Origin of the sequence: Synechococcus sp. CC9605, from assembly GCF_000012625.1 — a bacterium.
GTDB lineage: Bacteria > Cyanobacteriota > Cyanobacteriia > PCC-6307 > Cyanobiaceae > Parasynechococcus.
In genome coordinates this window covers 102601-115208 of sequence record NC_007516.1, presented here as the reverse complement: position 1 = coordinate 115208, position 12608 = coordinate 102601, and the positions used below count along the sequence as shown (strand labels likewise).

The 12608-nt window shown below is 63.0% G+C and carries 15 protein-coding genes; 6 read left to right on the top strand and 9 right to left on the bottom strand.

Going from position 1 to position 12608, the window contains the following annotated elements; translation table 11 throughout:
• Positions 1–5: 5 nt before the first annotated feature.
• Positions 6–506 (top strand): SsrA-binding protein SmpB, encoded by a 501-nt coding sequence (gene smpB, locus SYNCC9605_RS00605; protein WP_011363152.1) that lies wholly within the window; start codon positions 6–8, stop codon positions 504–506.
• On the opposite strand, the gene SYNCC9605_RS00600 is transcribed toward smpB, so the two are convergent.
• Positions 500–2140 (bottom strand): serine/threonine protein kinase, encoded by a 1641-nt coding sequence (locus SYNCC9605_RS00600; protein ID WP_011363151.1) that lies wholly within the window; start codon positions 2138–2140, stop codon positions 500–502. The genes smpB and SYNCC9605_RS00600 overlap by 7 nt on opposite strands.
• Before the next feature lie 80 nt (positions 2141–2220).
• On the opposite strand from SYNCC9605_RS00600, the gene egtB reads away from it, so the two are divergent.
• The 4 genes from egtB to SYNCC9605_RS00580 are packed head-to-tail and all read left to right on the top strand — an operon-like array spanning position 2221 to position 5062.
• Positions 2221–3369, top strand: coding sequence for an ergothioneine biosynthesis protein EgtB (egtB, locus tag SYNCC9605_RS00595; RefSeq protein ID WP_041435360.1), 1149 nt, complete (start codon positions 2221–2223; stop codon positions 3367–3369).
• Positions 3366–4319 carry an L-histidine N(alpha)-methyltransferase gene (egtD, locus tag SYNCC9605_RS00590; protein ID WP_011363149.1) on the top strand — a complete coding sequence of 318 codons (954 nt, stop codon included), beginning with the start codon at positions 3366–3368 and terminating at the stop codon, positions 4317–4319. The genes egtB and egtD overlap by 4 nt, the downstream gene beginning before the upstream one ends.
• 33 nt (positions 4320–4352) lie before the next feature.
• Positions 4353–4586, top strand: coding sequence for a hercynine metabolism small protein (locus tag SYNCC9605_RS00585; RefSeq protein ID WP_011363148.1), 234 nt, complete (start codon positions 4353–4355; stop codon positions 4584–4586).
• Positions 4583–5062, top strand: a complete 480-nt coding sequence (locus SYNCC9605_RS00580; protein ID WP_011363147.1) for a hercynine metabolism protein — start codon at positions 4583–4585, stop codon at positions 5060–5062. The genes SYNCC9605_RS00585 and SYNCC9605_RS00580 overlap by 4 nt, the downstream gene beginning before the upstream one ends.
• 1 nt (position 5063) lies before the next feature.
• On the opposite strand, the gene SYNCC9605_RS00575 is transcribed toward SYNCC9605_RS00580, so the two are convergent.
• From SYNCC9605_RS00575 to SYNCC9605_RS00545, 7 genes are all read right to left on the bottom strand, one after another.
• Positions 5064–5327 carry a hypothetical protein gene (locus SYNCC9605_RS00575; RefSeq protein ID WP_006851112.1) on the bottom strand — a complete coding sequence of 88 codons (264 nt, stop codon included), beginning with the start codon at positions 5325–5327 and terminating at the stop codon, positions 5064–5066.
• Between the two features lie 27 nt (positions 5328–5354).
• Positions 5355–6863, bottom strand: coding sequence for a lysine--tRNA ligase (gene lysS, locus SYNCC9605_RS00570; RefSeq protein WP_011363146.1), 1509 nt, complete (start codon positions 6861–6863; stop codon positions 5355–5357).
• 44 nt (positions 6864–6907) lie between these two features.
• The gene (gene rpaB, locus SYNCC9605_RS00565) at positions 6908–7669 is read right to left on the bottom strand and encodes a response regulator transcription factor RpaB (protein WP_011363145.1); all 762 of its coding nucleotides are present in this window, start codon (positions 7667–7669) and stop codon (positions 6908–6910) included.
• Between the two features lie 92 nt (positions 7670–7761).
• A complete protein-coding gene (locus SYNCC9605_RS00560; RefSeq protein ID WP_011363144.1) occupies positions 7762–9069 on the bottom strand; it encodes an ABC transporter substrate-binding protein in 1308 nt (435 codons plus the stop codon).
• Positions 9066–9575, bottom strand: a complete 510-nt coding sequence (locus tag SYNCC9605_RS00555) for a hypothetical protein (protein ID WP_041434317.1) — start codon at positions 9573–9575, stop codon at positions 9066–9068. Before SYNCC9605_RS00555 ends, SYNCC9605_RS00560 begins: the two co-directional genes overlap by 4 nt.
• Before the next feature lie 16 nt (positions 9576–9591).
• Positions 9592–10338, bottom strand: coding sequence for a rod shape-determining protein MreC (gene mreC, locus SYNCC9605_RS00550; protein ID WP_011363142.1), 747 nt, complete (start codon positions 10336–10338; stop codon positions 9592–9594).
• 4 nt (positions 10339–10342) lie between these two features.
• On the bottom strand, positions 10343–11395 hold the full coding sequence (locus tag SYNCC9605_RS00545; protein ID WP_011363141.1) for a rod shape-determining protein: 1053 nt from the start codon (positions 11393–11395) through the stop codon (positions 10343–10345).
• A 142-nt stretch (positions 11396–11537) separates the two neighbouring features.
• On the opposite strand from SYNCC9605_RS00545, the gene SYNCC9605_RS00540 reads away from it, so the two are divergent.
• Positions 11538–11915, top strand: coding sequence for a single-stranded DNA-binding protein (locus tag SYNCC9605_RS00540; protein ID WP_011363140.1), 378 nt, complete (start codon positions 11538–11540; stop codon positions 11913–11915).
• A 33-nt stretch (positions 11916–11948) separates the two neighbouring features.
• Here SYNCC9605_RS00540 and SYNCC9605_RS00535 read toward each other — a convergent pair whose 3' ends face one another.
• Positions 11949–12608, bottom strand: a complete 660-nt coding sequence (locus SYNCC9605_RS00535) for a DedA family protein (RefSeq protein ID WP_011363139.1) — start codon at positions 12606–12608, stop codon at positions 11949–11951.

Genomic DNA, 12608 nt, shown 5'->3' with positions numbered 1-12608 from the left:
CAGCCATGGCCAAGGGAGGAGCGAAAAAAGCGGCCGCTGCTGCGGCACGGGCCGCCGCCAATCGGATGCTGGCGGACAACCGTCAGGCCCGTCACCAGTACGAGATTCTCGAAACCCTGGAAACTGGTATCGAGCTTGTAGGGACCGAGGTGAAGTCGATCCGCAACGGCAAGGCCAACCTGCGCGATGGCTTCTGCTTGATCCGCAATGGGGAACTGCAATTGCACAACGTGCACATCTCACCCCACACCCACGCCGGCAACTACTTCAACCACGACCCGCTGCGCACCCGCAAACTGCTGGCCCACCGCCGTGAGATCGACAAGTTTCGCGGCTTGGTGGATCAGAAAGGACTGACGCTGATCCCGCTAAGCCTCCAGCTCAAGGGTTCGTGGATCAAGCTCACCATCGGGCTGGGCAAAGGCCGGAAGTTGCACGATAAGCGCGCTGCTGAAAAGGAAAAGCAATCCAAGAAAGATGTGAAAGCAGCGATGGAGCGCTACTGATCGAGCGGATCTGCCCGACAGGACAGGGTGAACAGACTCGAAGAAACCCCTTCGTTGGTGACCAACACCTGCAGCGGCGAGCCCGCTTCCGCAGCAATCCGAGTCACCCGCAGGGGACCCCGCTCCTTCACCACCTGCCCGTTGGCACCGAAAACCATCATCTGCATCAGCGTTGTGCCGTTGATGCCCAGGGCCACGGCATCACCTGCTGGAGCCTCCACCAGCACTAAACGCGCGCCACCGGCGGGGATAGGCAACGACGTGTTGGTGGGTTCAAGCGGACGCGCTTTGAGCCGCACGATCTCAACGTCATCAAGGCTCTGAATCGCCGCTGCAATCCAGAGCTGAAGAAAGGGGTCGGCGGGTTTCCGGCCCCGCATGGTGACCAGCAGCAGATCCTGGGCTCCAGCACTCACCAGATGCTCGACGACCCGCGGATGAACGCCCTGTTTCAACAGCGCCTCACGCGGCGGCTGCCAGTCCCCATCGCTGAGACGACCCAGTCGGCGCCGGATTGTCGGAGCTAGCTGCTCAATCCGGGGCAGCCATTGCTCTGCCATGCCGGCCCAAACCCTTCGTATCGACCGGTTTTCCAACGACTCCGAGCTGAGTTGACTGGCATCCACCAGCTGAAGAAACCAGCCGCGATCCACCTGAAGAGCCCTAAGCCGACTGAACAATTGCTGGTGTTGATCCAGCTCCTCCTGCGGGAAGCTGACGGCTGGCTGCTGAGTTGCCCGATCAGGAGTGGTGCGGGGGGCCGTGGCGGGGGTGGAGCTGCGCGGGAACAAAAACCAGCCGATGGCGGAACCCACCAACGCCGACAGGGCAAGCACTCCCACAACAGGCCAGAGGCGACCCTCAGCGCCTTGCTCGCGGTCCCTCGCCCGTCTGGCTCGCGGCGCAACAGTGAGATCCGGGACCGGCTCGGACGCGGGCAACACAACCGACTCCAAGGCCTGCAGCACCTCAGAAGCCTGCCCAAAAGAGTGCTCCGGCTGGTCCGAGAGCAGGCGCTCAAGCACCTGACGGAATCCCGAGTCCAACTCCAGGCCCTCGGGCCAGCCCTCCTCATGGCTTGCCGACCCGCTGAGCAACATCAGGGCGGTGTGACCCAAGTCATGCAGGTCCCCCCAGCCTTCAGCCTCTTCAGGGGCACCCTGCCGCTGCAGCCTGCCACCGTCCAGGAGCACAGGCAGGCCATCACACCGGCAGCTCATCAGATGGCCAGGATTCACGTCGCCATGCACCAGGCCGCCGCCATGCAACAACTCCAGAACCGGCAGGAGCTGGCGCAGCAGCGTCAACACCTCCGCAGGCCCGAAGCGCTTTTGACGCAGCAGGTCGTCGTAGGAGACGCCGTCCTGCCAGTCGCGAAGGAGCCAGAGGTCCCCATCGACCTCCAACAGCTCACGGCAACGGGGCAGCTGAGGATGCAGCAACGACTGCAACTGCGGCCAGACTTCCTTGAAACGGGCCTTGGCGGCAGGGAGCTGCAACTGGCGCATGGCCACAGGCAGATCACCGGCCATCACATCCACCGCGCGCCAGAGAGATCCCCGCAACGGGTCTGGCCCACTCAGCCGCTCCTCCAGGCGGTAACGCTCCACCAGCACTGTGCCGGGACCGCTCAAGGGAATCAGCCAAATTGATGGGCTGATGGTACCGATGGTTTACAGCACCCCCTAAGGTCCGCAGGAGATTGGTCGCACTCGTGCTGCTGGACACTCTGCTGGCGGTGCGGCGCCGCAGCGAAGCTCTGATTGCGTATCTGGAGCCAGAAGATCTGATGCTCCAGGGAATGGCGGATGCCAGCCCGCCGAAATGGCATTTAGGCCACACCACCTGGTTCTTCGACACCTTCGTGCTGCAACCCCATGCAGCTGGACATCAAGCCTGCGACCCGCTCTGGAGCTATCAGTTCAACTCCTATTACGAAGCCGTCGGCGCACGCCATCCCCGGCCGCAGCGCGGTCTGCTCAGCCGCCCTGCGATCGCCGACGTACTGGCCTGGCGGCAACGGGTGGATGCCGGGCTGGAAACACTGCTGCAGGACCCGCCCGAGGGTGTAAAAGCACTGGTGGAGCTGGGGCTGCAGCACGAACAGCAGCACCAGGAACTATTGCTGATGGACCTCCTGGATGGCTTCCAGCGCCAACCATTGGAGCCCGTCTACGGCCCAGAGGCCGAGCTGAAATTACAGGTAGCGCCAGAGCAATGGCTGCCCTGCACCGGCGGTTTGGCAGAGATCGGCCATCAGGGTGACGGGTTTCACTTCGACAACGAAACGCCACGGCATCGGGTTTGGCTGGAGCCGTTCGAGCTGAGCAGCACCCTGGTGAGCAACGCTGCCTATGCCGCCTTCATCGCTGACGGGGGCTATCAAAGACCCGAGCTGTGGATGAGTGAAGGCTGGGCCTTGGTGCAACAGCACCAGTGGCAGGCGCCGCGCTACTGGAGGGAGGAGCACACAGAATTCAGCTTGGCGGGCCGTCGCCGCCGCGATCCCCAAGCGCCGGTGCGTCACCTGAGCTGGTTTGAGGCAGATGCCTTTGCCCGCTGGAGTGGAGGCCGACTCCCCACCGAAGCGGAATGGGAGCACGCCTTGGGCCTGCATGGCAGCGCCATGAAGCACGCCCACCGGGTGCTCTGGCAGTGGACCGCCAGTGCTTACAGCCCCTATCCCGGGTTTCGCCCAGTGGAAGGGGCGATCGGCGAATACAACGGCAAATTCATGAGCTCCCAGATGGTGCTGCGAGGCAGTAGCTGGCTCACCCCCAAAAAACACGAACGCGACAGCTATCGGAATTTCTTCCCACCAGCGAGCCGCTGGATGGCCTCTGGAATCCGTCTGGCCCGATGAGCATCAGCCTGATCAACCTCCATCCATCGCCAGCAGATCTGCAGCAGCTGGTGCAGGACGGCTTGAAGCGCAGCCCTCGGCAGCTCCCAGCCTGGCTGCTTTACGACGCCGAGGGATCCCGGCTGTTCGCTGAGATCTGCAAGCAACCGGAATACACACTCACCAACCGGGAGATAGCCCTGCTGGAGCTGCACGCTGACGCCATCGCCGCCGCCACGGGCCCCGGAATGGTGGTGGAATTCGGAATCGGCAATGCCCGCAAGGTGGATCCGCTGCTCACAGCCCTCGGCAGCAGCGTCTTCGCCGCCTTGGACATCAGCCTCAGCGCCCTAAAGGAGGCCCTCTCCGGCCTCGCGGCCCGGCACCCCAACACCGCCATGGTGGGCATCTGCTGTGACCACACCCGCCTTGAGCAGCTACCGCAGCATCCCGCCCTGAACGGCCAGCGGCGCATCGGCTTCTTTCCTGGCAGCTCCCTGGGCAACTTCACCCCAGAGGAGGCTGTTGACTTTCTGCGCAATGCCCGGCAGCTGCTGGCTGGAGGGCCGCTGCTGCTGGGGCTGGATCAACCGCGGGAACAGTCCCTTATGGAAGCCGCCTATGACGATGCCGCCGGCTTCTCCGCCGCCTTCGCCCTCAACCTGCTGCAGCGGCTGAACCGCGAGCTTCAGGGCGATGCCGATCCCGCGCAGTTCCGCTACCGGGCCCGCTGGCAAGAGCAGCAGCAACGGATCGAAATGGCGCTGGTGAGCACGCAGGATCAAACCGTGCATCTGGCCGGCGAAACCTGGGTCTTCAAGAAAGACGACGCCTGGATCACTGAACACAGCGTCAAATACTCCTCAGGAACTGCAGCCGACCTTGCAAACCAGGCCGGATGGCGGATTGAGAGCAGCTGGGAGGATCCGCACCAGCAAATGGCTCTGCATCTGCTTTTGCCGGCAGACTGACTCCACAGATGGAGCCCATGAGCTCATGGCGGCATGAAATCAGACGAACGGCGTCAGGCGATCAAGCAACAGCGTGAACAGCTGATCCAAGACCTGGAAGCGGTGTACATGGCGGCCTTTGATCGCCTGGGGGAATTGGAAGGTGAAGTGGGAGAAGTGAAAGCGGCGCAGCTCACCCAGATGATCCTCAACTCCAAAACAGCCGCAATCGAGCCCCTGGAGAAAGAAATCGAAAAACCAGTGATCACCACCCCAGGCGAGGCATGAGCAGCTGGCTGGAGCAGTTGGAACGGGAGCTGGACGCCAGGCTCTCCGCCTTTCTGCGCAATAACCCCGTCCAGGACCAGCTGTTCAGCGAGCAGCACTTGAAGGACCGAGCTGGCGCCCTGCAACGGCAACGCCAACAACTGCAAGGCGAAGCAAAGCAGCAACGCCAACAGCTGCTGCGACTGGCAGAGGACGTGCGGGCCTGGCGCAGCCGAGTGGACCGTGCCAAGGCGGCCGGCGCAGCCGATCTGGCCGGACGAGCCGAACAACATCTCACCAGCCTGATGAACCAGGGACGTTCCCTCTGGGTCGACCTAGAGGATCTGGGACGCCGCTTCAACGAGGTGGAGCGACAGCTGAAAGAGCTTCAGCAGCAACAGGAAAAGCCCAGCACCTCAACACTCGAGAAGGACTGGGCGTTGTTTGAAGCGGAACAGGAGCTGGAACAGCTGCGCCGCGACTCTGGGCTGGGTTAGATCAGGCCTTGGGCGCGGGGGGCTCGAGGCTCACACCCTCGGGCGGAGGGGTGGGATCGGGATCGGCAATCAACATGTGTTGCAACACGATCTCCGGCCGCTCACTGTCACGCCAGCGGATGCGGTAAGCAGGCATTTTGGTGCCACGGCTGGTGGTCTGCTCCACCGGCTCCATCACCCATCCCCGACGGGAACGGCCCTGAGGATTCCGCTTGACCACGGCATCAGCGTGCTTGAAGCGAAACCCGACGCGTTCTCCACTCATGGGGATAGGACCATGCCACTCCACCCATTATTCCACTGAGGGTGGTTCTCCCTTGCGGGACTCCGGCCGCAACAGCGGGAAGGCGATCACATCCCGAATCGAAGGGCAGTCGGTGAGCAGCATCACCAACCGGTCGATGCCGATCCCCAGACCTCCCGTGGGGGGCATGCCCACCTCCAGGGCCATTACGAAATCCTCGTCCAACCCCTGCGCTTCCAGGTCGCCCGCCGCCTTGCGCGCCTGCTGGGCCTCGAGGCGCTGCCGTTGATCCACAGGATCGGTGAGCTCACTGAAGGCATTGGCGTGCTCGCGGCCGACGATGAACAACTCAAAGCGCTCCACCAGGCCTGGCTTGCTGCGATGGGGCCGGGCCAGGGGCGAAATCTCTACCGGGTAATCGGTGACGAAGGTGGGCTGAATCAGGGTCGTCTCCACCGCTTGCTCAAAGGCTTCATTGAGCAGACGGCCCACCGAGTCGGCCAGTTCAGGTGCATGCAGACCCTTGGCGGTCATCGCCGCGGCCGCCTCCTCCCGACTGCTGAAGCCATTGAAATCAAGCCCCGTCGCGTCTTGCACGAGCTCGTGCATGGTGGCGCGCCGCCACGGCGGTGCCAGATCGATCTCGGTGCCCTGGTAGGTGATGGTGGTCGTGCCGCAGACCTCTTCACACACCGCGCTGACCATCTGCTCGGTGAGCTCCATCATCCCGACGTAGTCGCTGTAGGCCTGATAGATCTCCACCGAAGTGAACTCGGGGTTATGGCGGGTGCTAACCCCTTCATTGCGGAAGATCCGGCCCAGTTCATAAACCCGCTCAAAGCCGCCCACCACCAGGCGCTTGAGGTGTAACTCGGTGGCAATCCGGAGGGTGAGGGGCAGATCGAGAGCGTTGTGATGGGTCTCGAACGGTCGCGCGTCGGCGCCACCGGGTTCGCTCTGCAACACGGGGGTCTCGATCTCGAGAAAATCCCGTTGATCAAGCCAGCGGCGAATGCCGCTCACCAGGCGGGCCCGGCGCCGGAACGTCTCCCGGCTGTCGGGAGACACCACCAGATCCAGGTAACGCTGGCGGTAGCGCTTCTCCACGTCGGCCAGACCATGCCACTTGTCGGGAAGGGGCTGCAGCGCCTTGGTGAGCATGCGCCAGTCGCTCACCTTTACCGACAGTTCACCTCGGTCAGTGCGACGCAGGGTGCCGCTCACCCCAAGCCAGTCGCCACTGTCCACCAACGAGGTGATCTGTTTGAACCAGCCCTCCTGCTGGGCCTCCAGCCCCGCCTTCTCCAGGAACAGCTGGATGGAACCCGTCTCATCGGCCAGGGTGAAAAAGGCCAACTTTCCCATCACCCGGCGGGTCATCACCCGCCCCGCCACGGAAACGCTGACGTCCCGCTCTTCCCCCTTGGGGAGATCGGCATGGGTCACCTGTAGCTCAGCCATGCGGTGGCTGGGGCTAAAGGTGAGGGCATAGGGGCCCTGCCCCAGCTCCTCCAATGTCCTCGCCTTTTCCAGACGGGTGTCGCGCAGCTCAGACACAGCAGCAGGTCAGTCGGGCGCCATCCTGCCCGCCCGCGGGTTGATCACCCGGCAGCGAAGGCCTCGCCCATGCGCTGAGAGGCATAACCAATGCCCCGCACCGTAAGGATCAGCTCGGGATTGCGGGGATCAGGCTCCAGTTTTCCGCGCAACCGCGCCACATAGACATCAACCACGCGAAGGTCTGCAGCACGCCGGGGGGGATAGCCCCAAAGTTGCTCAAGAATTTCTGCCCGGGGCACAACGTGTCCGGGATCGCGGAACAGCAACTCCAAAAGGCTGAATTCCGTGTAGGTGAGGTTAATTCGCTCAGAACCTCGGGTGACTTGGCGTCTGTTGGTGTCCACAACCAGGTCACCGAGCCGCAAAACTCCTTGCCCCGTGGGCAATTCACGGCTTTCAATGACAGCATTGCCCCGACCCACCCGGCGCAAAATTGTTGAAATACGAGCTTCCAGTTCCTTGGGGCTGAAGGGTTTGGGCAAATAATCGTCTGCGCCCAAATCCAATCCAGCGACTCGCTCGGAGATCGCTTCAACAGCGGAGAGGAAAATGATTGGTACACAGGATTCGGCCCTCAGGCGCCGGCAAACTGCAAAACCATCCAGCTTGGGCAGCATCACATCGAGCACCACCAGATCGGGCGACTCGTTGTGGTACATCTCCAGGGCCTCTTCGCCGTCTTCGGCGCAAATAACGCGGTAGCCCGACAGCTGCAGGCGCATCACCAAAACTCGCCGAACTGCAGCCTCGTCATCAACGACAAGAATGGTGGCTTTCGGTTGTGAGGGCAAGTCGCCCGTCATCCGAATCAAACCTATAAAGAGCTGCAACCTTACTAGTCAGGGCCTGGACACCGACGCAAACACCCTGTCGCGCAGCTTGTTTACCGATTGTTTTAAGAATTGCCGGCGACCTCAGGCCATCGCGAACGGGCATATCGATTCCATTCCGACGCCGCGGCTGCAAGGGCTTGTTCAGGGCTGACCTGGGCCAACATCGCCCGCTGCATCTGGGTGTAAAGGATCTTCTGCAGGCGCTTGATCCCCGGCATGGCCGGCACCAACACCCGGGCACGATCCAACGTGCTGGCCGAGAGCAATCGAGCCTGGCGAATCTGACGCTCCGCATCGGTGGCAGGAACCTGTTGCTCCAATTCACGCCGCACCCGGACCAAGGCCTCAATCGACGACGGCAACACCCGCGCCTCAGCGGCAAAGCGCGCCTGCTGATAGGCATTGGTCAGGAACAGCGCCAGATCGACGGCCTCCTGGACGCGCTGGCTCTGACGCGGCACCGCCAACGTCATCAAGGCCACATTGGCCGTGCCATCTGCACCGATCAGCGGGGGATGGGGCTCCGTCACCGCAGCAACCCCAGGCGCATTGGTCTGGATGCTGCGCAGGAACTCCGCCCCCGTGGCCGCCAGGGCGAGATCACCACTCTGGAACAACTCGATCGCACGGCGTTGCCCCTGACTCACCACCTCCCGAGGCAACAACCCCTCCCGGTAGAGATCACTCCAAAAACGGAAGGCCCGAAGCCCCGCCGGGCTGTCGAACGCAGCCCGGCGTCGGGAATCCAGCAGGGTCACCCCCATCTGCACCAGGGTTTCGAGGAGCTCGGCCGAGTCATCCGGCACGGTGGTGAGGAACAGCCCGTAACGGCCCGTGCGCTCGCGGATACGACGCGCGAAGGCGGGCACCTGATCCCAGTGGCTGGGCGGTGCTGCAATGCCGGCTTGATCCAACAGCGCCCGATTCACCAGACTCAGTCGCACCGTGAGATACCAGGGCACAGCGATCTGCCCGGCATCGGGGTCATGACAGGCTTGCCACACCGAGGGCAGATAGCGACCAGCGGCCTCAGCCGGCAGCAGCGGGGTCAAGTCGGCCAGGCCACCTTTGCTGGCCAGATTGGCCGCGAAGGGCGGATTGAGGTTCACCACGTCCGGGGCCGTGCGGGCGAACACCGCTGCCAGCAACTTGCGTTCCACGGACCCCCAGGGCAGATCCGTCCAGCGCACAGGTGCGCCCGGATGGAAACGGCTCCATGCCCCAAGAACATCCGCGAAATAGGGATTGAACTTGGGGGCCAATTGCAGGGTCCACAACTCGATTGCCCTGCTCTTTTGGTTCCTGGGAGCACAGGCCGCCAGCCCGAAGGCCGCTGCCCCCAGCAGCAGATCCCGGCGGTTGAGCCTCATGAGGGAACCCTCCTTCGCCAAAGCAGCAACTGCAACGACACCAACAGCGGCGCCAGCAAACCCGTGATCAGGGCCTGACACCACAGGGTCTGTAGACCCCAGCTCTGGGTGAGGGGATCCAGTGCTCCGCCTTGACGCCACCAGAGCTGCAGGATCAAGGACAAACCAAGCCCCAGGGAGCCAAGCCAGGCCAACAAACCCAGATTCAGGCTGCGTTGGATCGGTGCTGCGCGCCGCCCAAGCCGTCCCCACCACCAGCCCAACAGCAGCAGCGCCGGCACCTGACTCAAACCAGCGAGGTTGAGACCATCCAGCACCAGCCCTAAAGCCAAACCCGCCAAGGCGCCCGACACCGGACCATCTACAAGCGCCCAGGGCAACAGCCAAAGCACAGCCCAGGCAGGACCGACCCCATCAATGGCCAACCAACGCGGCGACGCCAAGGCCAACAACGGCACCACCAGGGCTGAGGCTACACAGATCGGTTGTCGGTGCAGTCGGGGCATGTCAGTGGTTCTCATCTCAACGCGTCTGCACCTGCACCCAATCGATCGCCTCCGGTGCAGCGATCAACTGCACCACCGCCGTGGGGGCGGGAACCGTCTGCTCGTCCACCGACTGGACCACCCCCACCGGAACGTTGGGTGGCAACAGGGTGCTGGCCGGCGACGTGGCGACGAGATCCCCCGGACGCACGTCAGGATCCTTGTCGATGAAACGAAGCGAGAGGCGACTGCTGCCGCGGCCCACCAGCAATCCGTGGCGGCGGCTGCGGGGCAGCCACACACCAATCTCATGGCCAGGGGCGGTGAGCAATTTCACCCGCGCCGTCGCCGGGGTCACGCTGGCGATACGCCCCACCAGACCACCTGGACCCAAAACCGCATCGCCCTGACCGATGCCCTGCAGCGAGCCCTTGCCCAACTGCAGTTGCTGCCACCAACCCCGCGACGAGCGGGAGATCACAGCAGCTGACACCTCCCCATCTGCAGCCCCTTGTTGCTGGAGCTCCAACAGTCCACGCAGACGACGGTTGTCGTCTTCCAACAGCTGCAGGCGAGAGCGCTCCTCAAGATCCGCCGCAGCGGTCACCCATTCCCTCTGGGCAGGCCCAGGCCAGAAGGGTCGGCTAAGCAGAGCGTATGCATCGCTGAAACCAGCGCCCTTGCTCAGACGCACCAGAAGAAGCCCCACCACCAGAAGCAGCCAGGGGGTGAGCTGCCCCAATCCACGCCAGCGGCTTTTGCCGGGACGGAGCGTTGGGGCCATGGCTTCAGGCGCCTGCGGCGGAGCGAACGAATTCAGGAGTGTCAACCACCCGCTGCAGACGTTTCCAGTCCTCCAGAACCTGGCCACAACCATTCACCACACAGAGGAGAGGGTCTTCGGCAATGTGCACAAAAATGCCGGTCTCGTGGCTGATCAGGTCGCTGATGCCCCGCACCAGCGCGCCACCACCGGCCAACATGATGCCCCGATCCACGATGTCGGCTGCCAACTCAGGGGGCGTGCGCTCCAGAGTTCGCTTCACCGCTTCCACAATCACGTTGAGCGGCTCGGCAATCGCTTCACGCAGATCACCGGCCTTGAGGTTGATCGTGCGGGGCAAACCGGAGAGGAGATGCAGGCCACGCACATCCATCGACTGCTGATCGAACTCGTCGTCGGGGAAGGCGGAGCCGATGCGGATCTTGATCTCCTCGGCCGTGCGCTCGCCGACGACCATGTTGTGCACCTTTTTCAAGTAGACGCCGATGGAATCGCTGATCTCATCGCCAGCAACACGCACGGATTCACTCAGCACCGTTCCACCAAGGCTCAACACCGCAACCTCGGTGGTGCCGCCACCGATGTCCACAATCATCGTTCCAACGGGCTCGGTGACGGGAAGACCAGCACCGATGGCGGCTGCCACCGGCTCATCGATCAGGTGAACCTCGCGAGCCCCGGCCATGCCGGCTTCGCGAACGGCGCGGCGCTCCACACCGGTCACACCACTAGGAATGCCGACCACGAGGCGAGGAGCCATGATGCCGCGGCCTTCATTTCCCTTGGTGATGAAGGTTTTGAGCATCTGCTCAGCGGCATCGAAATCGGCAATCACCCCATCGCGTAACGGGCGGACGGCCCGGATGTTTCCGGGGGTGCGGCCAAGCATCAACTTAGCTTCATCACCTACGGCCATGGTGGTGCCACGCTCGAGGTCTAGAGCCACCACGGAGGGCTCTTGAAGCACGATGCCCCGGCCGGAGACATAAATCAGGGTATTAGCGGTGCCCAGGTCGATGCCGATGTCGCGCGACAGCTGGAAACGACGGAAGAACACAGATACCGCAGTTTAGACCGCCGGATCATAGGGGCGTTCTCAGCTGTTGCCTGTTACACCCAGCGGCTTGGGTGGAACTCCTTAGAAGCAGTCACCCAACCGGTGCCGCATCATGAATCCAAATTCAGGAGATGAATTGTCTATGGGCGTTAATTCCGTCACCCTCGTCGGCCGTGCAGGCCGCGATCCCGAAGTGCGTTATTTCGAGTCCGGCAGCATGGTGGCCAACCTCACCATGGCAGTGAACCGTCGCAGCCGCGATGACGAACCCGACTGGTTCAACCTTGAGATCTGGGGCAAGCAGGCCCAGGTCGCCGCGGACTATGTGAAGAAGGGGTCACTACTCGGCATCATCGGCAGCTTCAAGCTGGACCGCTGGACCGACCGCGCCAGCGGCGAAGAGCGCAGCAAACCCGTGGTCCGTGTGGATCGGCTCGAACTGCTCGGATCCAAACGCGACAACCAGGAAGCGGCCGGCAGCTTTGGCGGCCATGCCTCCGATGAGGAGATTCCCTTCTAAGTCTTCTTCCCAGGTCAACCCCAGCGCCGGTGCTCAGTCGGACGACTGACGCCGGCGCCAGATGCGCAGACCCAACCAGATCGTGCCCGCCAGCACCGCCACCACCAGCAACACCTTCACGGCCTTGGAGACAGGGTCAATCCAAATCTCAACATTGCTGTAGCCCTCTCCAAGAACCATGCCGGCCACGGTGAGTAGGGCCGTCCAGATCAGGCTGCCGGCGGTGGTCCAGACAAGGAACGGCGCCATCGGCATCATTTCAATGCCCGCTGGGACCGATATCAGCGTACGAATGCCAGGCACCAATCGCCCCCAGAACACCAGGGCGGTGCCGTAGCGGCTGAACCAGCGGCGGCTGCGGGCCAACTCATCGGCACTGATGCCAATCCAGCGACCGTGGCGTTGCAACCAAGCTTCGATCCGTTCCTCATTGATCAACCGTCCGATCCCGTACCAGGGCAGGGCACCGAGGACCGTCCCCAGCAAACCGGCCAGCACCACAGGCACCAGATCCAACTGACCCTGCTGCACGTAAAAGCCCCCGAGGGGCATGATCAGCTCGGATGGAATCGGCGGGAACAGATTCTCGAGAAACATCGCCGCGAAGATCGCGGTGTAACCGAGCCACTGGTTCGCCTCCACCGCCTGGCCGATCAACTCCGGTAGCTGCGTGATCAGATCAGAAAGCCCCAT